Origin of the sequence: Citrobacter telavivensis (assembly GCA_009363175.1) — a bacterium.
In the GTDB taxonomy this organism is placed as follows: domain Bacteria; phylum Pseudomonadota; class Gammaproteobacteria; order Enterobacterales; family Enterobacteriaceae; genus Citrobacter_A; species Citrobacter_A telavivensis.
This window is the reverse complement of the sequence record CP045205.1, coordinates 2,056,417-2,076,022: the sequence shown is the minus strand read 5'-3', so window position 1 is coordinate 2,076,022 and position 19,606 is coordinate 2,056,417. Positions and strand designations below refer to the sequence as shown.

General features: G+C 52.1%; 25 protein-coding genes. 14 read left to right on the top strand and 11 right to left on the bottom strand.

Annotation, left to right across the window (positions count from 1 at the left end):
- Nucleotides 1-283 precede the first annotated feature (283 nt).
- Together GBC03_12165 and GBC03_12160 are read left to right on the top strand one after the other, a co-directional pair.
- Nucleotides 284-1,162, top strand: a complete 879-nt coding sequence (locus tag GBC03_12165; GenBank protein ID QFS70908.1) for a nucleoside deaminase — start codon at nucleotides 284-286, stop codon at nucleotides 1,160-1,162.
- Nucleotides 1,163-1,302: 140 nt separating this feature from the next.
- Nucleotides 1,303-1,710, top strand: a complete 408-nt coding sequence (locus tag GBC03_12160; protein ID QFS73983.1) for a GNAT family N-acetyltransferase — start codon at nucleotides 1,303-1,305, stop codon at nucleotides 1,708-1,710.
- A gap of 60 nt (nucleotides 1,711-1,770) precedes the next feature.
- Here GBC03_12160 and GBC03_12155 read toward each other — a convergent pair whose 3' ends face one another.
- Nucleotides 1,771-2,382 (bottom strand): DUF1062 domain-containing protein, encoded by a 612-nt coding sequence (locus GBC03_12155; protein QFS70907.1) that lies wholly within the window; start codon nucleotides 2,380-2,382, stop codon nucleotides 1,771-1,773.
- A gap of 291 nt (nucleotides 2,383-2,673) precedes the next feature.
- Here GBC03_12155 and GBC03_12150 point away from each other — a divergent pair, with 291 nt between their 5' ends.
- Nucleotides 2,674-2,925 (top strand): hypothetical protein, encoded by a 252-nt coding sequence (locus GBC03_12150; GenBank protein ID QFS70906.1) that lies wholly within the window; start codon nucleotides 2,674-2,676, stop codon nucleotides 2,923-2,925.
- A gap of 7 nt (nucleotides 2,926-2,932) precedes the next feature.
- The gene (locus GBC03_12145) at nucleotides 2,933-3,520 is read left to right on the top strand and encodes a dienelactone hydrolase family protein (GenBank protein QFS70905.1); all 588 of its coding nucleotides are present in this window, start codon (nucleotides 2,933-2,935) and stop codon (nucleotides 3,518-3,520) included.
- Between the two features lie 15 nt (nucleotides 3,521-3,535).
- Here GBC03_12145 and GBC03_12140 read toward each other — a convergent pair whose 3' ends face one another.
- Entirely contained in the window at nucleotides 3,536-4,009 is a 474-nt protein-coding gene (locus GBC03_12140) for an isoprenylcysteine carboxylmethyltransferase family protein (GenBank protein ID QFS70904.1), read from the bottom strand.
- 126 nt (nucleotides 4,010-4,135) lie between these two features.
- Between GBC03_12140 and GBC03_12135 the strand changes: the two genes are divergently transcribed.
- Nucleotides 4,136-4,468: a DUF1508 domain-containing protein gene (locus tag GBC03_12135; protein QFS70903.1), complete on the top strand. Its 333-nt coding sequence runs from the start codon at nucleotides 4,136-4,138 to the stop codon at nucleotides 4,466-4,468.
- 50 nt (nucleotides 4,469-4,518) lie between these two features.
- Here GBC03_12135 and GBC03_12130 read toward each other — a convergent pair whose 3' ends face one another.
- From GBC03_12130 to cynR, 4 genes are all read right to left on the bottom strand, one after another.
- Nucleotides 4,519-5,241 carry an ATP-binding cassette domain-containing protein gene (locus GBC03_12130; GenBank protein ID QFS70902.1) on the bottom strand — a complete coding sequence of 241 codons (723 nt, stop codon included), beginning with the start codon at nucleotides 5,239-5,241 and terminating at the stop codon, nucleotides 4,519-4,521.
- Entirely contained in the window at nucleotides 5,228-5,992 is a 765-nt protein-coding gene (locus GBC03_12125) for an ABC transporter permease subunit (protein ID QFS70901.1), read from the bottom strand. Before GBC03_12125 ends, GBC03_12130 begins: the two co-directional genes overlap by 14 nt.
- 65 nt (nucleotides 5,993-6,057) lie before the next feature.
- Nucleotides 6,058-6,825 carry a transporter substrate-binding domain-containing protein gene (locus tag GBC03_12120; GenBank protein QFS70900.1) on the bottom strand — a complete coding sequence of 256 codons (768 nt, stop codon included), beginning with the start codon at nucleotides 6,823-6,825 and terminating at the stop codon, nucleotides 6,058-6,060.
- Nucleotides 6,826-6,931: 106 nt separating this feature from the next.
- Entirely contained in the window at nucleotides 6,932-7,825 is an 894-nt protein-coding gene (cynR, locus tag GBC03_12115; GenBank protein QFS70899.1) for a transcriptional regulator CynR, read from the bottom strand.
- A 110-nt stretch (nucleotides 7,826-7,935) separates the two neighbouring features.
- Here cynR and GBC03_12110 point away from each other — a divergent pair, with 110 nt between their 5' ends.
- The 4 genes from GBC03_12110 (at nucleotide 7,936) to GBC03_12095 (ending at nucleotide 10,796) form a co-directional block, all read left to right on the top strand.
- Nucleotides 7,936-8,595, top strand: coding sequence for a carbonic anhydrase (locus tag GBC03_12110; protein ID QFS70898.1), 660 nt, complete (start codon nucleotides 7,936-7,938; stop codon nucleotides 8,593-8,595).
- A gap of 32 nt (nucleotides 8,596-8,627) precedes the next feature.
- Nucleotides 8,628-9,098: a cyanase gene (cynS, locus tag GBC03_12105; protein QFS70897.1), complete on the top strand. Its 471-nt coding sequence runs from the start codon at nucleotides 8,628-8,630 to the stop codon at nucleotides 9,096-9,098.
- A gap of 61 nt (nucleotides 9,099-9,159) precedes the next feature.
- Nucleotides 9,160-9,618: a nucleoside deaminase gene (locus GBC03_12100; GenBank protein QFS70896.1), complete on the top strand. Its 459-nt coding sequence runs from the start codon at nucleotides 9,160-9,162 to the stop codon at nucleotides 9,616-9,618.
- Entirely contained in the window at nucleotides 9,615-10,796 is a 1,182-nt protein-coding gene (locus GBC03_12095) for an MFS transporter (protein ID QFS70895.1), read from the top strand. The genes GBC03_12100 and GBC03_12095 overlap by 4 nt, the downstream gene beginning before the upstream one ends.
- A gap of 150 nt (nucleotides 10,797-10,946) precedes the next feature.
- Here GBC03_12095 and GBC03_12090 read toward each other — a convergent pair whose 3' ends face one another.
- A complete protein-coding gene (locus GBC03_12090; GenBank protein QFS70894.1) occupies nucleotides 10,947-11,189 on the bottom strand; it encodes a DUF2545 family protein in 243 nt (80 codons plus the stop codon).
- Between the two features lie 422 nt (nucleotides 11,190-11,611).
- Here GBC03_12090 and lpxP point away from each other — a divergent pair, with 422 nt between their 5' ends.
- Nucleotides 11,612-12,532, top strand: coding sequence for a kdo(2)-lipid IV(A) palmitoleoyltransferase (lpxP, locus tag GBC03_12085; protein QFS70893.1), 921 nt, complete (start codon nucleotides 11,612-11,614; stop codon nucleotides 12,530-12,532).
- Between the two features lie 370 nt (nucleotides 12,533-12,902).
- On the top strand, nucleotides 12,903-12,974 hold the full coding sequence (gene ypdK, locus GBC03_12080; GenBank protein QFS73982.1) for a membrane protein YpdK: 72 nt from the start codon (nucleotides 12,903-12,905) through the stop codon (nucleotides 12,972-12,974).
- A gap of 66 nt (nucleotides 12,975-13,040) precedes the next feature.
- On the opposite strand, the gene GBC03_12075 is transcribed toward ypdK, so the two are convergent.
- Nucleotides 13,041-14,279 (bottom strand): alanine transaminase, encoded by a 1,239-nt coding sequence (locus tag GBC03_12075; GenBank protein QFS70892.1) that lies wholly within the window; start codon nucleotides 14,277-14,279, stop codon nucleotides 13,041-13,043.
- Nucleotides 14,280-14,667: 388 nt separating this feature from the next.
- On the opposite strand from GBC03_12075, the gene GBC03_12070 reads away from it, so the two are divergent.
- Together GBC03_12070 and GBC03_12065 are read left to right on the top strand one after the other, a co-directional pair.
- Entirely contained in the window at nucleotides 14,668-16,365 is a 1,698-nt protein-coding gene (locus GBC03_12070; protein QFS70891.1) for a GAF domain-containing protein, read from the top strand.
- Between the two features lie 14 nt (nucleotides 16,366-16,379).
- Nucleotides 16,380-17,114: a response regulator gene (locus GBC03_12065; protein QFS70890.1), complete on the top strand. Its 735-nt coding sequence runs from the start codon at nucleotides 16,380-16,382 to the stop codon at nucleotides 17,112-17,114.
- Between the two features lie 36 nt (nucleotides 17,115-17,150).
- On the opposite strand, the gene GBC03_12060 is transcribed toward GBC03_12065, so the two are convergent.
- Nucleotides 17,151-17,633: a cold shock domain-containing protein gene (locus GBC03_12060; GenBank protein QFS70889.1), complete on the bottom strand. Its 483-nt coding sequence runs from the start codon at nucleotides 17,631-17,633 to the stop codon at nucleotides 17,151-17,153.
- A gap of 189 nt (nucleotides 17,634-17,822) precedes the next feature.
- Here GBC03_12060 and GBC03_12055 point away from each other — a divergent pair, with 189 nt between their 5' ends.
- Nucleotides 17,823-18,521, top strand: coding sequence for an RluA family pseudouridine synthase (locus tag GBC03_12055; protein ID QFS70888.1), 699 nt, complete (start codon nucleotides 17,823-17,825; stop codon nucleotides 18,519-18,521).
- Between the two features lie 7 nt (nucleotides 18,522-18,528).
- On the opposite strand, the gene GBC03_12050 is transcribed toward GBC03_12055, so the two are convergent.
- Nucleotides 18,529-19,068, bottom strand: coding sequence for a DUF2058 family protein (locus GBC03_12050; GenBank protein QFS70887.1), 540 nt, complete (start codon nucleotides 19,066-19,068; stop codon nucleotides 18,529-18,531).
- Nucleotides 19,069-19,206: 138 nt separating this feature from the next.
- Nucleotides 19,207-19,584, bottom strand: coding sequence for a RidA family protein (locus tag GBC03_12045; protein QFS70886.1), 378 nt, complete (start codon nucleotides 19,582-19,584; stop codon nucleotides 19,207-19,209).
- Between the last annotated feature and the right edge of the window lie 22 nt (nucleotides 19,585-19,606).

Below are 19,606 nucleotides of genomic sequence, written 5' to 3'. Positions count from 1 at the left end.
ATTCAGGATCCGCTGGCGTGTGTTGAAGGCGTCGTGGTTTTGCAGGCGTTTAGCGCAGGATTCGTTGCTCCATTAACGTTAATAGCATGGTTTAGACGATCGGTCATGACCCCTCACTTAACTAAAACAGGCGCATTAACGCGATATCTTAAGCATTTCAGTTATTCCGGATGACGGATGAGAAGCATTTCTTTTAGAGACCGGAGGCCATATTATTGTTCCTTGCCATTATTATAAAGCCGGTGTAATAATTCATAAAAACACGCCACGGAATAAATAACTTATGGATAATATTATTCAACTTGAATATTATATGCGTCATGCTATTCGTGAGGCTGAAGAAAGTCTGCGTGAAGGAAATAAGGGATTTGGTGCGGTCATCATTAAGGATGGAGAAATCATTGCCTGCGCGCATGATGGTGAGGAAACGCAAGCAGACCCGACATCGCACGCGGAAATTAATGCCATAAAACTCGCCGGAAAAAAGATCGGTAAAGACTTATCGGGTTGTCTTCTTCTCTCAACCAGTGAACCCTGCCCGATGTGTGCCTTTGCCATTGCATGGTCTGGTATCAAAGAGATTGCCTATGGCTACTCTATTCAGGATGCGCTGGCCCAGGGGCGGCGGCGGATTTTATTCCTCTGTACCGAGGCGTTTGATAAAGCAGGAATGGATATTACCGTTCATAAAGGCATTCTTCAGCGGGAATGTTCAATTCTGTATCGGGCGGATGTTCGACATGAAATCAATAATCTCCGTTCCGCGACTGATGACGATCTCAGGGCGCTGAATGCGGATTCCATTGCCCGTCGAACACTCTGGTTCTGTGAGAATAGCGCGGTACTGCGTACTGAACATAGCCATCCGTTAGAGGCAGCCCACCACTTGCTGGTGACCCGATTTCACGCCGCGGAGGATGAAATGCCTGTTGTGGCCAGAAGTGAAAAGCAGATAGTTTTCCATTCCATGAATTTCTGCCCAACGCTTGAGGCATGCAAAATATTGCATCTGGATACACGGCACGTGTGCAAGCTCCTGAATGAAGATTCCACAGACCGGCTGGTCAAAAATATAGACCGGAGACTTCGTTTCTCGCGAAATTACGCTAATCTGCGTCCTTATACGCCTTTTTGCGAAGAATTCCTCTCAATTGAAGATTGATATTTCAGGAGGAGATATTCCGCGAACTAAAAAGACGTTATAACGGTAACAGAAAGCGGTAAACAGGGAGGAGTAAAGTGGATATTACCATCGTTCAGGCCAAACCCGTCGACGCAGAAGATATTTTATTGCTTCAGCAAATGGCTTACCAGAGTGAAGCATTACTTTATCAGGATGATTCCATTCCTGCATTGCAGCAAACGCTGGAATCATTACGGGCGCAATTTACGAACACACTCCTGCTTAAAGCGTCTCTGGCGGAGGGGCGAATTGTCGGCTCGGTGCGCGGTCATGTTGTCGGGAATACCTGCCATGTGGGGCGTTTGATTGTCCACCCGAACTTTCAGCGCAGAGGTATCGGCTCAGACTTACTGAATGCATTGGAAAGACAATTCCCTGATATCACACGTTTTGAACTCTTTACCGGACATAAAAGTGCAGGCAATTTACGCCTGTACCGCCGTCACGGTTATCAGGAATACCGTCGCGAACCCATTCACGCGGGTCTGACAATGATTTACCTTGAAAAGCACCAGACAAGAACCTGATTCGGCGTTGCGTTTTCCACCGATGTCGACGCCCGCCTTGTAGGCCAGGCGTCGTCTGGCTTAGCGTTTCACTCCTATGCGCATTTTCCGGGTTGCGTAAAACGCGTTCGGGCTCATCCAGAGATCATAAGCCGTTTCATGACGTTTACGATTTTTGAGCTCACGCAGCGTGATACCGCGAATCTTACCTTCGGCAACCCATCGCGCGACCTCCCCCGTACTGAGTCGCAACTGTTTTTTCACCACCGCCAACAGGCTGACCTGAAAGGCGATCGTTAACCTGATACTCACCTTCAGTTGCTGATGTCGGGCAAGCGTCATCCGCCACTGCTCGCGAACCGCAAAGTCCGGGATCCCGGAAAGCTCAGCATTATTTCGCTTCAGGATTTGGCGATCGTGAGCGAAAAGTTGAATTGTGCTTGCGTCATTAGCAACGATCCGCATATAGAGCGCGTGGTTGATACGACTGACAGGGAGTCGCGAGAACAGGCTGATATTCCAGGTGTAATCGCAATGAAGACACTTATAGATGCTCCAGACATCCAGCAGCTTCTTTTGTGAATTCATTCTGAAAGCCCCGGAAGGGATGAAATCGCGTTTGATATTGCAGGCAGGACAGCGCTTCGCGATGCGCTGATAGCCCACGGGACTGACGGTCCATGTGACGTGCATATTGATCCTTTTTTAACCCATACAAAAACGGATTCGTTCTGAACGAACCATAAATTTTGCTATGCGAAAAATATTTGAAGATATTTTTCAGTGGGTTAAGAAAAGATTTCCAGCACAACAATCCCTTGAGTCATCGATGATGACAGTAAGACTAACAGACCCTCATTTTCTTAATACATAAACCAAATCAATATTTGTTACACATCCATAAGGGTTATTTGATCTGGCATCGGATTCAGCCCGCCAAATAACCGTATATTTATTAGGCGATCATAAAACAAGGAGGATGCAATGTCAGAAACAGAACAATATTGCCACGCCTGTGGAATGCCATTATCGATACCCAACGCTAAAGGGGTGAGCGATACGTACTGTGCGTATTGCAGCGATGCCGAAGGCAATCTGAAACCCTGGGAAGATGCCGTTTCTGGCCTGGCGGGGTTTCTTGATTCCTGGCAAAAAGTCGGTCCCGAGGAGTCACGTAAGCGCGCGATTCGCTTCCTGACATCCATGCCCGCCTGGGCTCACAAAGCAGACGACTAAACTGCAGATGCCCAGTCCACGGTCGGATGCCGTCGTCATTCTGCATGAAATCTACGGCATCAATGCGCATATCCGGCGTACCAGCGAGATGTGGCGAGCGCGTGGGTTCGAGGTCTATACTCCCGCGCTTTTCCCGCATGAGATTCCCTACAGCTACGCGCAACAGGACGAGGCTTATCGCTATTTTTCGCACCACGTGGGTTTTGATCCGCAACCCGTCTTAACGCTGCTTGCCACACTCCGCGCGCAACATCGCAAACTGATTGTCATTGGCTACAGCACCGGCGCAACGCTTGCATGGCGAGTTGCAGGAAGCGGCTTGTGTGACGGGGTTATCTGTCATTACGGTTCGCGAATCCGCCAGTACAGCGACGAGGTGCCCCACTGCCCTGCGCTGATGATCATGGCTCGCCACGAGCCGTCATTCGATCCTACGGTACTACAACAGAAGCTGGAAACACTGCCCCTGGTACAATGTCATATGTTCGACGCCCGGCACGGTTTCTGCGACGCCGACAGCCCCGGACACCTTGCGTGGCAGGCGCGTCATGCCGTTGCCGATGCCATCGCCTTTGTTGACGCAATCTGCGGATAGTCAGCGTGATGGCCTTTATAGCCAGCGACGAACCTGCTTAGCGTAGCGCTCCCACTCTGCCCCAAAGCGCTTATGTAACTGAAACTCTTCAAAATCGATATGCAATCGTGCCACCGCCAGCATGAAGAGTGGTACGGCAATCACGCCAGGCAGACTGCCCATCCAGAGCGCAACGGCAAGTTGCCCTCCGCTCAGTCCAAGATAAATGGGGTTTCGGCTCCAGGCATAACATCCACGCGTGACCAGCGTCGTCGTTTTATCCGCCTGAAGCGGATTGAGCGTGGTGCGATTCACATGCATTTGCCATGCGGTTGTCAGGATGACGCCAAGGCTTACTGCGGCTATCGCCAGGCTCAGAACCTGGGTGACCAGACCAAAGGTAAAACGCGGATTTGCGGTAAGACAATCTCCCACCACAAAGATTAACAGAATGACCGGTGGCGGAAATCGGCTCCTGAGCTTTTCGAGACGCACGTTGACGTGTTTCATTTCCCTCCTTTTGCAGCGCAATTATTTGAGACTTTTCAGATCCCTTCGAATATTGCCTGATAAATTATTATTAAACTATGCTCAATACGGTGCGGTAATTCCTCTCTTTTCAAAAAGGTGATAATTATGGCCGGTTGGTTTGAATTAAGTAAGAGTACAAACGATCAGTTTCGCTTTGTACTGAAAGCAGGTAATGGCGAGGTGATCCTCACGAGCGAACTGTATACCACGAAAGCGGCGGCAGAAAATGGCATTGCCTCCGTTCAGTCGAACAGTCCGCTGGACGAGCGCTACGAAACGAAAACGGCGTCGAACGGTAAGTTCTTCTTTAATTTAAAAGCAGGCAATCATCAGATCATTGGCACCAGCCAGATGTATGCCTCCACGCAGTCGCGTGACGTGGGTATCGCGTCGGTAAAAACAAACGGCAGCAGCAAAACAATAAAAGAGCAGATCTGATTTTTTGACGTAAATGGCCAGATCGGGAAATACCGATCTGGCACCTTATATCAGAGAACCTTACTTAAGAATTCAGCCGTTCGCGGATTTGCTGGCGACGTAAAAAGCACCTCAGGCGTTCCCTCTTCCTGGATAATACCGTGATCGATAAAAATGACCCGGTCGGCCACTTCACGGGCAAACCCCATTTCGTGGGTGACGATCGCCATGGTCATGCCTTCGTTGGCCAGGTTCTTCATCACCTCCAGCACATCGCCGACTAGCTCCGGGTCCAGCGCCGAGGTTGGCTCGTCGAACAGCATGATCGAGGGATTCATTGCCAGCGCGCGCGCAATCGCCACGCGTTGCTGCTGACCACCCGACAGGCGCGAAGGCCAGGCATCGCGTTTATCGCTTAACCCGACCTTTTCCAACAGCATTTCAGCCCGGCTGACCGCTTCATTGCGGGAGATCCCCAACAGCATTTGCGGCGCCATCATCAGGTTGTCCAGCACCGTCATGTGCGGAAACAGATTAAAACGCTGGAATACCATTCCCACGCTTTCACGCATTTTATTGAGATCGGTCTTGCGATCGTGAACGGCAAAACCGTTCACCACGACTTCGCCTTCGGTGACCGTCTCAAGCGCATTCATGCAGCGTAAGAAGGTGCTTTTCCCCGACCCTGACGGACCAATGATACACACCACCTCCTGGGGTTTGATATCACAGTCAATACCGCGCAGAACGTGGTTGTCACCAAAGTGTTTATGTAAATTTTTAATGTGGATCACTTTTACCAAACCTTTTTTCCAGACGGTTAACCAGCTGCGCCAGCAGGAAGGTGAGTACCCAGTACACCAGCGAAATAGTCAGGTAGGGTTCCCAGTAGGTCGCGTAAGCCCCTGAAACCGTTCGCGCCGCGTAGGCCAGATCGGCAAGCCCGATCGCCGAGGCGAGTGAGGAATCTTTGACAATTGCAATGGCATTATTGCCCAGCGGCGGAAGAATACGGCGAAAAGCCTGAGGCAGGATAACCTTGCGCATGGTTTTCCACCACGGCATTCCCAGCGCCCGCGACGCTTCCATCTGACCGGGGTCAATCGACTGGATCCCCGCACGGAAGATCTCGGAAACATAGGCCCCGGCATTCAGCGTAATGGCCACAATACAGGATAAGAAGGCACCGTAGCCCGAGCGCAATTCGCGGGCAACATCGGCGCTCATCAGTCCACTGGTAACCAGCATCCCATCCCGGGGATTGATGAACAGCGGCACCAGCGCAAAATGGACGACCATGATCTGAACAAACAGTGGCGTTCCGCGAAAGGCGCTGACGTAGAAACGAACGGGATACTGAACACAATAGCGGAGCGCGTATTTCCAGAAGCCGTGCTCGGCTTTTGCCATGCGGCCCAGCCCCAGCGTCAGCCCCCAGAGTGTGCCAAGACAGACACAGATGATGGTGCATTTTATGGTCATCCATGCGCCTTCCATAAACAATGGCGCATACTCCTGGATGATTTCCCAACGAAATCCCGTCATGGTTTTCCCCTGCAAAAAAGCTGGCACAGACAGCGTGCCAGCCTAAAAAAAATTAATACCGCAAATTACTCTGACGGAAGCGTCGGGACTTCGCTGTCAAACCAGGTTTTATAAATTTTATCGTAGGTGCCATCAGCGATGATTTTCTTCAATCCCGCGTTAATTTTCTGCTGCAATTCGGTGTTCCCTTTGGCGACCGCAATACCAAAATACTGGCGCTCGAACTTGGCATCCGGGACAAGCTTGAACTGTTTTTCCGGATGCTGCTTGATGTAGTATTTCACCACGCCAACATCGCCGACCGCCGCGCTGACGCCATCCTCAAACAGTTCCTGCAACATTAACGGCGTATTGTCGAACCGTTTGATCGCGGTGCTGTTTTTCCCAAGAACGCCAGAAACCACAATGTCGCCGGTGCTGGAGTTAACGACGCCAACCTTTTCCGTTTTCAGCGAGTCCAGAGAACTCACTTTTGAATCAGCCGGAACGACAATTGACTGCTCCGCCGGGAAATAAGGAAGAGAAAAATCCACCATCTGCTTACGTTTATCCGTGATGGTGATCCCCGAGATAATAATGTCGCGATCCCCGGAACCCAGCGTCGCGAAGATACCTTCCCACGGCGTGTTGACCAGTTTGACATCAAAATTTTCCGCTTTCGCGATGGCTTTAATAATATCGATATCAAAGCCTTCCAGCTGTTTCTGGCTGTTTTCAAACTCAAACGGGCGATAGGTGCCACCCGCGCCGACCACGTAAGTTTCTTGTGCTGCGAAAGCGGCCCCGGTCAACGCCATCATCAAACATCCTGCTTTTATCCACTGACTGAACATTCCCTTCTCCTGTTATTTTTATGCACATTTACTGCATAAAAATACCCAAACTGATTTCCTTATGCAATCACTATCTGATCCGCAGTTTGCCTTGCCGGATCCCCGCTTAGCTCGCCGTTGATACTGCCTTCGCGCCTTCCTGCGCCATCGCGACAAACGCCCTGGCGGCAGCGGTTCGCCAGGCACCTTTTCGCTGCATTAATACGGCCGTGCGTTCGAGGAGTTGTGGGGTCAGTGAAATCGCCTGTAGATAGTGACTCTGTGCGGCGATGGGCGCCGGCAGCAGCGTGGATAATCCGGTGCGCCGCACCAGTTCCAGCACCGCGCTGATGGAGTTGACCTCCATGAGAATCTGCGGTCGCAGCCCTGCCTGACGGCAGTAACGGTCAATCTGTTCCCGGGTAGCAAACTCTGCGCTCAATAAAATCAACTTTTCGTCATTGAGCACGCTCAAATCTACCGACGTTTGCGCCGCCAGCGGATGGTGATTCGCCACGACCAAAGCCAGGTTTTCGGTCAGCAGCGGCTGCGCGTCAATATCCGGAGAGTGAACCTCGTCGAAGGCAATACCGACATCCAGTTCATCATTAACCAGCCGCTCTTCGATTCTGTCCTGCGATATTTCCTGTAGCTGTAAGGTTATATTGGGATAGCGGGTATAGAATTCAGCCAGTAACGGGCCAATAAACCAGGCGGTAAAGGTCGGCGTAACCGCAACGCGCAGGGAACCCCGGCTCAGATCCTCCACATCATGAATGGCGCGTTTGCCCTCTTCCAGCGCCTGTAGCGCGCTGCGCGCATAGCGCAGATAGACCTCTCCCGCGTCGGTCAATCGGGTCGTACGCCCGCTGCGATCGAACAACTGCACGCCCAACATCTCCTCCAGCTGTCTGATTTGCTGCGAAAGCGCCGGTTGCGAAACGTGCAGCGCCGCCGCTGCACGGGTGAATCCGTGATGCTCCGCCACGGCAAGAAAATAGTGGGTGTGTCGATCCAGCATCGCCTTTACCTATAAATTTTTCCAATAGACTCCATTATAAATGAGTCTTTTATCTTATGATACGAAGCGCGTAGCCTGTGTTCATCGCATAGCGAGACAGAGGATTATTCGTGAAAGAGATTATTGATGGTTTCCTGAAATTTCAGCGCAATGTATTTCCTGAACGCGCGGAATTATTCAGACGCCTTGCTACCCAACAAAACCCCCGTGCGTTATTCATCTCCTGTTCGGACAGCCGTCTGGTTCCCGAACTGGTCACGCAGCGCGAGCCAGGCGATCTGTTCGTGATCCGCAACGCCGGCAATATTGTGCCGTCATATGGACCGGAACCCGGCGGGGTGACCGCCTCAGTGGAATACGCCGTCTCTGCGCTTCGTGTCACCGACATTGTTATCTGTGGGCACTCCGACTGCGGCGCGATGACCGCGATAGCCGGATGTCACTGCCTGGACCACATGCCAGCCGTCGATCACTGGTTGCGCTATGCGGACTCCGCTCGCGTGGTCAACGAGTCACGCGAGCACGCCTCTTTGGCCGAGAAAACGGCCTCGATGGTGCGTGAAAACGTCATCGCACAACTCGCCAACATTCAGACCCACCCCTCAGTGCGTCTCGCGCTTGAAGAGGGGCGCGTTGCGCTCCACGGCTGGGTCTACGACATCGAAAGCGCAGAGATTGCTGCTTACGACGGCGCCAGCGGACGGTTCGTCTCACTGGCAAAAAACCCGAACACCTGCGCGATGCCTTATCGCCAGTCATCCGCAGCCTGAGCTATTTATTAATCTATCAAAGAGGTTCCATTATGATTCAGTCGCAAATTAACCGCGATATTCGCCTGGCCCTGGCCGATCAGATCCTGCTGAGCAAAGCCAGAAAAGATCTCACGTTTGCCCAACTTGCGGACGGCACCGGCTTATCAGAAGCGTTTGTCACTGCCGCACTGCTCGGTCAACACGCCCTCCCGGCCGATGCTGCGCGTCTCGTTGGCGAGAAACTGGCCCTCGACAACGATGCGGTACTGTTGTTACAGACCATTCCACTGCGCGGCAGTATTGACGATCGCGTACCGACAGACCCGACGATGTACCGTTTCTATGAGATGTTGCAGGTTTACGGCACCACGCTGAAAGCGCTGGTTCACGAAAAATTTGGCGACGGCATTATTAGCGCCATTAATTTCAAGCTGGATGTAAAAAAAGTGGCAGACCCGGAAGGCGGCGAGCGCGCCGTGATTACCCTGGATGGCAAATATTTACCGACGAAGCCTTTCTAATCCATCAGAACGGTACGCGCAGGCGTATCGTTCTTCTTTTCTCTGCTCACAGGAGTAAAGCATGTCTGCACATGATAACTATCTGCAACAGGCGCTGGCCCTGGCAGCCCGCAACGTTGAACAGGGTGGACGCCCGTTTGGCGCGATCATCGTCCGCAACGGCGAAGCGATCGCCGAAGCCGTCAACACCCTGCACCTGGATGATGATCCCACCGGGCATGCTGAGCTCAACGCCATTCGGGCGATTGCGGCCCATTCAGGCAGCGCGGCGCTTCGTGAATGCGTGGTTTACGCCAGCGGCCAGCCGTGCCCGATGTGCCTTAGCGCCATGTATCTCACCGGCGTAAAAGAAGTCTGGTTCGCCAACAGCAATGGCGATGGCGAAACATTCCGTCTCTCCACTGCGGCAATTTATCAGCAATTACAGCAGCCCCTCGCTCAACAAACCCTGCCTGTTCATCATCTTCCACAGCCCAATGGGCTGGCGGTTTACCAACGCTTCGCTGAAAAACAGTCATGAACAAAACCCCGCGCGTTGGCCTGGTCCTGCTGGTTCTGGTACTGATTGGCCTGAATATGCGTCCGCTGCTGACCTCTGTCGGCCCGCTTCTGCCGCAACTGCGTGCCGCCAGCGGTATGAGCTTTGCCGTGGCGTCGCTGCTCACGGCATTACCAATGATCGCCATGGGCGCGCTGGCGCTGGCCGGTGGGTGGATCAATCGCCATATCAGCGAGCGTCTCAGCGTCGCCTTAAGTTTGTTGATGATTATGGCTGGCGCGTTGCTTCGCGAGCTGGCGCCGCACAGCGTTGTGCTGCTCAGCAGCGCTCTGCTGGGCGGTATCGGTATTGGGATCGTTCAGGTCGTAATGCCAACGGTGATTAAGCGTCTTTTTCACCGTCGCATGCCGCAGGTCATGGGGCTCTGGTCAGCTGCACTGATGGGCGGAGGGGGACTCGGCGCGGCGATGACGCCGTGGATCGCACAGCACAGTGAACTCTGGCACCGCTCGCTGGCATGGTGGGCCCTGCCCGCGCTGGTTGCCCTGGTCGGTTGGCTGGCGCAACGTCGCTCAACAGAGATGCCTTCATCTCACCCGAAAAGTGCCGCCGTGCGCGTCGTACTCAACCCCCGCGCCTGGACGCTGGGACTCTATTTTGGCGTGATCAATGGTGGTTACGGTAGCCTGATCGCCTGGCTACCACCGTACTATATTCAGTTGGGCGAAAGCGCGCAGTTCAGCGGCACGCTGCTGGCTCTGATGACCGTCGGTCAGACGGCGGGGGCGCTGGTATTACCGATGCTCGCGCGTCATCAGGATCGCCGTAAACTGCTGCTCTTCACGCTGGCCCTACAGATGCTTGGCTTTTGCGGTTTTATTCTCTGGCCTGCGCAACTGCCAATCCTCTGGGCCGTGGTTTGTGGTATCGGCCTTGGCGGCGCATTTCCTTTATGCCTCGTGCTGGCGCTCGACCATGCCCAACATCCGGTAATATCTGGCAAATTAGTCGCTTTTATGCAGGGGATTGGCTTTATTATCGCCGGCCTCTCTCCCTGGTTCTCCGGTATCTTGCGTAGCCTGAGCGGCAATTACTGGCTTGACTGGACGTTCCACGCCCTCTGTGTGGCCGGGTTGATGGCGCTCACGCTGCGTTTCGTGCCCGCACGCTATCCGCAGGAGTGGTCAGTCGCCGATTAAGGCGCGAAGGGAGTAAGAAGGGAATTAACCGGGTCGGTTTTGTTGATCCTGACAACGAAAGTGCCAGTTAACTGGCACTTTCTCATACGACGTGATCACCCGATATAAAAAATGGCAATCATCAATATTAATGCTTTATTGCCGGGCCAATTAACGCTTACCGTACCCCACCATAAAACGAATGATCAGGCCGCAGGCAGGTGAAAGAAAAAGAAACAATCCTGTGACCATTTCATCACCCGCAGTCAACCACATCGTGGTGTAGTATATCAGCACCGCCAGAATGACCATGCCGACAAACGCGCTAATGGCTGATACCCAACCTAAAACCTGCGCGATATAGCCGCTGACGCCCAGCATACTCACGAGCAGAAAGGCTAAAAAAAAGATCATCGCTGTACCTCCTTTTTGCGTGAACTCAAAACGTAAATACTTACTCTCCTTATATTTTCAATCATAAGCTAAAGCGGCCCCTCCGGCAAATCTCATAACCCATTTATAACAATTGTAATTATACGAATATTCCGCATTGTGCTTTTCTAACCTTATTAAAAACAACCCATTAAAAACAACGTCATTATTTTTTATACGCAATGCAAATATTTACGCTTCTTGATTAATTATTTGTGGCTTACATTAATCCCCGGATGGTACATTATACGTCCAGCATTCATGCCCCTCGTGGTTTTATCCTGACGCAGTTTTACACTCTTTGCAGGAACCATTGTCGTACATGATGGCCTAAAACATTGAGTGTACCGCGTTGGAGAATACGTCTTCTGCGATACAAAAATGGGTATCAATAGAAGGTATTTATGTTCCCAACATGCAAATTTTCCCGCGCGTTTCTGCATCCGCGTTACTGGCTCACCTGGTTTGGTCTCGGTGTGCTTTGGTTATTGGTGCAACTTCCCTACCCTGTTTTGTGCTTTCTCGGCACCCGGACGGGGTCACTGGCACGCCCTTTTCTGAAACGTCGCGAATCCATCGCCCGTAAAAACCTTGAGCTCTGCTTCCCGTCTTATTCTCAGGAACAGAGAGAAAAGATGATCGAAGAGAATTTCCGTTCTCTTGGTATGGCGCTGCTGGAAACCGGCATGGCCTGGTTCTGGCCGGACCGTCGCGTGCGTAAATGGTTTGATGTTGAGGGACTGGACAACCTGCAACGCGCACAAGCGCAAAATCGCGGCGTGATGGTTGTTGGCGTTCACTTTATGTCACTGGAACTCGGTGGCCGGGTGATGGGTCTTTGCCAACCGATGATGGCGACCTATCGTCCGCACAACAATCCGCTGATGGAGTGGGTACAGACCCGCGGACGGATGCGTTCGAATAAAGCCATGATCGGCAGAAACAATCTGCGCGGCATCGTCGGCGCCCTGAAGAAAGGTGAAGCCGTCTGGTTTGCACCGGACCAGGATTACGGCCCGAAAGGCAGTTCATTCGCCCCGTTCTTCGCCGTTAAAGACGTGGCGACCACTAATGGTACCTATGTGCTGTCGCGCTTGTCAGGTTCGGCCATGCTCACCGTGACGATGGTCAGAAAAGCCGGTAACGCCGGATACCGTCTGTATATCTCCCCTGAGATGAAGGGCTACCCGGCAGATGAAAACCTGGCAGCCGCCTATATGAACAAGATTATCGAGAAAGAGATCATGCGCGCCCCTGAGCAATATCTCTGGATCCACCGCCGCTTTAAAACCCGTCCATTGGGTGAAGCCTCACTCTACATTTAAAGAAGGCCGCAAGGCCTTTTTTATTGTCTGCCACCCACCAACAACCTTGATTACGCTATGGTTTTCATCCTCGTTTTTTGCGCTATAAATCGCGTCGCTCAATGGTGATTTATTACCCTCTGCAATTATACTGTCGCCGAATCCCGACAGTTGTAAGTTACTAAAAGTAAATAAGAAAATGTCTATTGTCTTGCCCCTTTTTTAGGCGTACATTAGCGCCGTCTGGAGCAATCAACGCACAGAATTCTGAGGTGATACCGCAGACGAAACGGGGAACATTCCGGGTTTCGTTTTTACCGGTATCAGCTCTCTATAATCAGATGAGATAAAATTCATTCAGGCGTATCAGTCATTACGCGGAGAGATGAAAGTGAAATATTTCTTTATGGGCATTTCTTTTATGGTCATCGTTTGGGCCGGTACGTTTGCTCTGATGATCTAAAGACAACAATGCAGCAAAAAAACAGGAGCCGATGGCTCCTGTTTGCGTTTGGATGGACAGAACGTTTTACTCGAGGGTTTCAGAGGCCGATTTCGTTCCGGCAGGCAGCAAGCCATCGGCGCGGAACATCGATTTAATCCCTCTGATCGCCTGACGGATACGATCGCGGTTCTCAATCAGCGCGAAACGCACATGGGTATCACCGTAATCACCAAAGCCAATTCCGGGCGACACGCACACTTTAGCGTCGTTCAATAGTTTTTTCGCGAAGTCCAGCGACCCCATCCCGGCATACTGTTCCGGGATCTTCGCCCACACGTACATCGAGGCCTTCGGCATTTCGACCATCCACCCGGCCTCATGCAGCCCTTTCACCAGCACGTCACGGCGACGCTTATACTGCTCGGCGATATCACGCACGCACTGCTGATCGCCTTCCAGCGCCGCAATGGCAGCAACCTGCAGCGGGGTAAACGTACCGTAGTCGTGATAGCTCTTAATCCGCGCCAGGGCATTGACCAGCGTTTTGTTGCCCACCATAAAGCCAATGCGCCAGCCGGCCATGTTGTAACTTTTCGACAGCGTGAAAAACTCTACCGCCACGTCGCGCGCCCCTGGCACCTGCATGATGGACGGCGCTTTCCAGCCATCGTAAACGATGTCGGCGTAAGCCAAATCGTGCACCACCAGTACATCGTAACGCTTCGCCAGCGCGACCACTTTCTCAAAAAATTCTAACTCAACGCACTGCGCCGTCGGGTTAGACGGGAAACCGAGGATCATCATCTTCGGTTTCGGATAACTTTCGCGAATCGCGCGTTCCAGTTCGTTGAAGAAATCGATACCTTCCACCAGCGGAACAGAACGCACCTGAGCGCCAGCAATCACCGCGCCGTAGATATGGATGGGATAGCTGGGGTTCGGCACCAGCACCGTATCGCCATGATCGAGCGTCGCCAGCATCAGGTGCGCCAGCCCCTCTTTTGAGCCAATGGTGACGATCGCTTCAGATTCCGGATCGATATCAACTTCATAGCGTTCCTGATACCAGCGGGAGATGGCCCGACGCAGGCGTGGGATACCGCGAGAAGTGGAATAACCGTGCGTATCGGGGCGCTGCGCCACGGTACACAGTTTTTCGACGATGTGAGGCGGCGTTGGGCCGTCCGGGTTCCCCATGCTGAAGTCGATAATATCTTCGCCGCGCCGACGCGCAGCCATCTTCAGTTCAGCCGTGATGTTAAAAACGTAGGGGGGGAGACGATCAATACGCGTAAAGCGACGTTCAGGGCGAGAGTCAGCCATAATTTCCTCAGATTCACGTTAGCGCCCGGACCGTCCGAGCGACGCTGCCACGATGGTGGCATGTTTAGAAAATAGCCTGATTAAAATCCCTCTGTCGAGAGGGAAAGGAAAATATTTTTTTGTTTCTCAAAAGAGGAATATCAATTTTAAAAGAGGAAGTGATTCGTTTTCGTCGCCGTTAAATGTTACGTTTTTATAACACTCTGTTGTTATGGTAGTAACCATGAAAGCCCGCGTTTTATGAGATGTATTGTAAATACACCAATCATTCATCAATCCCCTTTTAAAATTGAGGTTTTTCCTCATTAGCCACCCGATCTCAGCAGGCTGGTCATCCGCCCTGCGGTTACCTATCATAGTCCTTTAACCCTTTGGCAAGAGTCCCCCCGTGCACGAAATATTTACCATGCTGCTGGCCGTCTTTGACCGGGCTGCGCTGATGCTATTCTGTCTGTTCTTTCTCATCCGCATCCGCCTGTTTCGCGAGCTGCTGCATAAGTCTGCCCATACGCCAAAAGAACTGCTCGCCGTTACCGCCATTTTTTCGATGTTCGCATTGTTCAGTACCTGGTCCGGCGTGCCGGTAGAAGGTTCACTGGTGAACGTGCGTATTATTGCCGTGATGTCAGGCGGGATCCTGTTTGGTCCGTGGGTAGGTATTATTACGGGGGTGATTGCCGGGACGCACCGCTATCTGATCGACATTGGTGGCGTGACGGCGATCCCCTGCTTTATCACCAGTATTCTGGCGGGGTGTCTTGCCGGCTGGATTAACCGTAAGATCCCCAAAGCCCAACACTGGCGCGCCGGGATTTTAGGCGGCATGCTTTGTGAAACGCTGACGATGATCCTGGTTGTCCTCTGGGCGCCAACCACCGAACTGGGGCTGGATATCGTCTCGAAAATCGGTATTCCGATGATCCTCGGCAGCGTCTGTATCGGGTTTATCGTGCTGCTGGTACAGAGCGTTGAGGGTGAGAAGGAAGCGAGCGCCGCGCGGCAGGCCAAGCTGGCACTGGATATCGCCAATAAAACCCTGCCCTTGTTTCGCCAGGTCAACAGTGAATCGCTGCGCCAGATCTGCGAAATTATTCGTCACGATATCCACGCCGATGCGGTGGCAATTACCAATACCCAGCACGTGCTGGCCTACGTCGGTGTCGGAGAAGCCAACTACCGCAATCACGATGACTTCGTCAGCCCGACCACCCAGCAGGCGATCAATCACGGTGAAATCATTATTAAAAACAATGATGAAGCACACCGCACGCCAGAAATTCACTCCATGCTGGTCATTCCATTATGGGAAAAAGGCGTCGTGACCGGCACGCTGAAAATTTATTACTGCCACGCCCATCAGATCACCTCGTCATTGCAGGAGATGGCAATAGGTCTGTCGCAAATTATCTCGACCCAGCTCGAGGTGTCCCGCACCGAGCAATTGCGGGAGATGGCAAATAAGGCAGAGCTACGCGCGCTGCAAAGTAAAATTAATCCTCATTTCCTGTTTAACGCCCTGAACGCGATTTCGTCATCGATTCGGCTTAATCCGGACACGGCCCGTCAGCTCATTTTTAATTTGTCGCGTTACCTGCGCTATAACATTGAGTTAAAGGATGACGAGCAAATCGACATCAAAAAAGAGCTGTACCAAATCAAGGATTACATTGCCATTGAACAGGCCCGTTTTGGTGACAAGCTGACCGTGATTTATGATATTGATGAAGAGGTCAACTGCTCCATCCCCAGCCTGCTGATACAACCGTTAGTCGAGAACGCCATTGTCCATGGCATTCAGCCCTGTAAAGGGAAAGGCGTGGTGACGATTAGCGTCGCCGAGTGTGGTAACCGGGTGCGCATTGCCGTAAGAGACACCGGCCACGGTATCGATCCAAAAGTGATTGAGCGTGTGGAATCCAACGAAATGCCGGGCAATAAAATTGGTCTGCTTAATGTCCATCATCGCGTTAAGCTGTTATACGGTGAAGGTCTGCATATTCGCCGCCTGGAGCCAGGTACCGAAATCGCCTTTTATGTGCCGAACCAGCACACCGCGACCGCGACGCCCGCCACGTTATTGCTTTAAGCCGGAGTAACACTGTGAAAGTCATCATCGTTGAAGATGAATTCCTTGCCCAACAGGAACTCAGTTGGCTGATTAAAGAACACAGCCAGATGGAGATTGTCGGCACGTTTGACGACGGTCTGGATGTGCTGAAGTTTTTGCAGCATCACCGCGTCGACGCCATTTTTCTTGATATCAATATTCCGTCTCTGGACGGCGTTCTGCTGGCGCAAAATATCAGTCAGTTCGCCCATAAGCCGTTTATTGTGTTTATTACCGCGTGGAAAGAACATGCGGTTGAAGCGTTTGAGCTGGAAGCGTTTGACTATATTCTCAAGCCGTATCAGGAATCACGGATCGTCGGGATGCTGCAAAAGCTGGAGACAGCCTGGCAACAGCAACAGTCCGGCGCCGCAGCGGTTGGGCCGGTTACGCGTGAAAACGACACCATCAACCTGATCAAAGATGAGCGGATTATCGTCACGCCGATCAACGATATTTATTACGCCGAAGCACATGAGAAAATGACGTTTGTCTATACGCGGCGGGAGTCGTACGTGATGCCCATCAATATCACCGAGTTCTGCAACAAACTGCCACCCTCGCATTTTTTCCGCTGCCACCGCTCGTTCTGCGTCAACCTGAACAAGATCCGCGAGATTGAGCCGTGGTTTAACAATACTTATATTCTGCGGCTCAAGGATCTGGAATTTGAGATTCCCGTAAGCCGCAGCAAGGTAAAAGAGTTCCGCCAGCTAATGCATTTATAGTGGACTGCGCTGTGCTGTCGACAGGCAGCGCAGAAATCAAACTTTGAGCATTTTGACCGTGGACTCGATATCAATCTCATCTTCCGAGAAGATCAGCGTCGTGCCCTGGAAGGTGGTGATCGCCAGTTTTTTCACCGTGCGCATTTCACCCGCTTTTTCCGCGGTTTTCGGTCTGATGCTGCTCATCAGCAGTCCAACAGAGAGCACCGCATTTTCTTTATCAATCGGCGTATCGGCCGGGACTTCTTCGCTGAACACCACGAATGACTTAATCGAGGTGAGCTTTAGCCGCTCGCCCGCGATATAGATATATTTGCTGTCCGGCACGACCTTCACCGCATACGCGGAAAGACCTTTGTTATTGGTCGTTGGCTCAAAGGTTACCGCCGCATCTTTCTTAATCAGCTCAGGGTTGGCAACCTTAATCACATGAAAATAGCGGTTATCGCCGTTCTCATCTTTGATAAATCCAAAACCTTTATCTTTAAACCACGTTGTGATTGTTCCGTTCATCGCCATTACCGTCTGGTTAATCTACTCAATTTTTTGCAGCGCGCAGTGTAAAGCACAATGCCTGCGCAGACCACGTCTTTGGGTTAAGTCTGGATGATAAATTTCAGGGATGCGAGGGAAAGTGAAGTCGCCGTCATTCGCCGGTCAGCAGAAAATGGGTTATCATCCGCACCCACTTTCCCGCCGGGCAGCCTGATGTCTACGATTATTGATACCTTTATTGCCCCACCGTGCGACGACGAGATAGAGACGCTCTATCAGGACGATCACCTGGTGTTGATCAACAAACCCGCTGGGCTGCTCAGTCTTTCAGGAAAGCATCCGCAAAATCTCGATTCGGTACACTATCGACTGGTTCAGCAATTTCCTGGCTGCACGCTGGTTCACCGCCTGGATTTCGGTACGTCCGGACTGATGGTGGTGGCGCGTAATAAGGCGATCAATGCCGCCCTCTGCCACCAGTTCAGCCAGCGCACCGTCAGTAAAGTCTACAGCGCGCTGCTCTGCGGACATCTGGACGCTGACGAGGGGACGATCGACGCACCGATTGCCAAAGATCCAGCCCTGTTCCCGCGGATGACGATTTGCCCGCTCAAGGGCAAACCCGCGCGGTCTCGCTATCAGGTCGTTGAGCGCGTTGTCCGGCAACTGGCCGATGGGACCATGATGCCGTTGACGCGGGTCCAACTCACGCCGGAGACCGGACGCACGCATCAGCTACGCATTCACTGCCAGCGAGTGGGGCACCCCATTCTGGGCTGCGACCTGTATGGCGGCCGCCTGCAGCCCGGTACAGAACAGGCTTCGCGTCTGATGCTTCACGCCAGCGAACTGCGCTTTGTTCACCCCGTCAGCGGGGAGCACATCAATGCTCATCACCCCGCGCCGTTCTGAATGCGTCTTACCACATCAAATCATCAGGCACTTTAAAATCAGCATACGGATCGTCTTCATCCTGCTCTTCCTGACTCAGCGCGCTGTGTAATACGATGCTGTTTGCATCGCGCTGCGCAATTTTATCGGCGACGCTGGCCGGGATAATCGCGTATTCGCTCTCGTCGCTGTTATCGGTAGCCAGACGCGCAATGGCCAGACGTCCGTTGATCAACTGCGCCTGAGTTAGCTTATCCACTTCGATTTTTTTGATGAGATTGTTATCGGTGAAGTTAAAGCCAATGTCGCCTTTTGCGACAGTGATCCGGTTCATTTCAATCAGTTGCTTCACCTGGGCTTTAAACTCTTTCGCCAGCGTCGCCTGTTTTTGCTGCTCGCTGAGCTGTTTGTCACGCTCAAGCTGCGCCTTTTTATTTTCTTCGACCGCCTCTCTTGCCTCACGAGCCTGCACGCGTGATTTTTTAGCCGTTCTCTGGACTTTCGCCATCTTTTTGCTGGTTACTAAACCCGCTTTGAGCATCTGCTCTTGTAAGGTAAGTTTCGTCATCTTTGCTTCTGAGTCTGGTGAATGATAGGTGGAATTATACCTGCAATATTTGAGGCGATACCAGTTGGCAGACACGTTTCACCGGTATCGTCATGATCGGACCAGGACTACGAATGCTGTTCAGCCATAAACCCTGAATCAGAGTGCGAACACTGTCTCAATTTCGATTCTGAGATCGGGTGCAAAAAGACGGCTGACTTCAACGAGGGAACTGGCAGGCAGATATTCACCGTAGTGCCGGTAAAGGACCTCGCGCAACGTGTTAATTTCATCAAATGAGGTAATGAAAATAGTCACTTTTATCAGCGCGGAAAAATCGATGCCTTCTGCGGCGGTCACTTTCTTTATCTGAGCAAATATCTCTTCCGCCTGTTCTGCGATACCACCGCGCTGAGCCGGCGTGCCAAAGGCGGTCAGCCCCGAAATATAGAGCGTCCCATTGTATTTCACCGCATGAACGTAAGGCGCGTTAACGTCACCTAATTCAGGGTAGTTTTTGCGTTCTACCGTTTTCATTCTGTCGGTTCCTTAATCAAAT

Excerpts from the sequence above, each read along its gene's own strand:
- GBC03_12165 (QFS70908.1), top strand. The coding sequence starts at position 284 with ATGGATAATATTATTCAACTTGAATATTATATGCGTCATGCTATTCGT.
- GBC03_12160 (QFS73983.1), top strand. The coding sequence starts at position 1,303 with ATGGCTTACCAGAGTGAAGCATTACTTTATCAGGATGATTCCATTCCT.
- GBC03_12155 (QFS70907.1), bottom strand. The coding sequence starts at position 2,382 with ATGCACGTCACATGGACCGTCAGTCCCGTGGGCTATCAGCGCATCGCG.
- GBC03_12150 (QFS70906.1), top strand. The coding sequence starts at position 2,674 with ATGTCAGAAACAGAACAATATTGCCACGCCTGTGGAATGCCATTATCG.
- GBC03_12145 (QFS70905.1), top strand. The coding sequence starts at position 2,933 with ATGCCCAGTCCACGGTCGGATGCCGTCGTCATTCTGCATGAAATCTAC.
- GBC03_12140 (QFS70904.1), bottom strand. The coding sequence starts at position 4,009 with ATGAAACACGTCAACGTGCGTCTCGAAAAGCTCAGGAGCCGATTTCCG.
- GBC03_12135 (QFS70903.1), top strand. The coding sequence starts at position 4,136 with ATGGCCGGTTGGTTTGAATTAAGTAAGAGTACAAACGATCAGTTTCGC.
- GBC03_12125 (QFS70901.1), bottom strand. The coding sequence starts at position 5,992 with ATGACGGGATTTCGTTGGGAAATCATCCAGGAGTATGCGCCATTGTTT.
- GBC03_12120 (QFS70900.1), bottom strand. The coding sequence starts at position 6,825 with ATGTTCAGTCAGTGGATAAAAGCAGGATGTTTGATGATGGCGTTGACC.
- cynR (QFS70899.1), bottom strand. The coding sequence starts at position 7,825 with ATGCTGGATCGACACACCCACTATTTTCTTGCCGTGGCGGAGCATCAC.
- cynS (QFS70897.1), top strand. The coding sequence starts at position 8,628 with ATGATTCAGTCGCAAATTAACCGCGATATTCGCCTGGCCCTGGCCGAT.
- GBC03_12100 (QFS70896.1), top strand. The coding sequence starts at position 9,160 with ATGTCTGCACATGATAACTATCTGCAACAGGCGCTGGCCCTGGCAGCC.
- GBC03_12095 (QFS70895.1), top strand. The coding sequence starts at position 9,615 with ATGAACAAAACCCCGCGCGTTGGCCTGGTCCTGCTGGTTCTGGTACTG.
- GBC03_12090 (QFS70894.1), bottom strand. The coding sequence starts at position 11,189 with ATGATCTTTTTTTTAGCCTTTCTGCTCGTGAGTATGCTGGGCGTCAGC.
- lpxP (QFS70893.1), top strand. The coding sequence starts at position 11,612 with ATGTTCCCAACATGCAAATTTTCCCGCGCGTTTCTGCATCCGCGTTAC.
- GBC03_12075 (QFS70892.1), bottom strand. The coding sequence starts at position 14,279 with ATGGCTGACTCTCGCCCTGAACGTCGCTTTACGCGTATTGATCGTCTC.
- GBC03_12060 (QFS70889.1), bottom strand. The coding sequence starts at position 17,633 with ATGGCGATGAACGGAACAATCACAACGTGGTTTAAAGATAAAGGTTTT.
- GBC03_12055 (QFS70888.1), top strand. The coding sequence starts at position 17,823 with ATGTCTACGATTATTGATACCTTTATTGCCCCACCGTGCGACGACGAG.
- GBC03_12050 (QFS70887.1), bottom strand. The coding sequence starts at position 19,068 with ATGACGAAACTTACCTTACAAGAGCAGATGCTCAAAGCGGGTTTAGTA.
- GBC03_12045 (QFS70886.1), bottom strand. The coding sequence starts at position 19,584 with ATGAAAACGGTAGAACGCAAAAACTACCCTGAATTAGGTGACGTTAAC.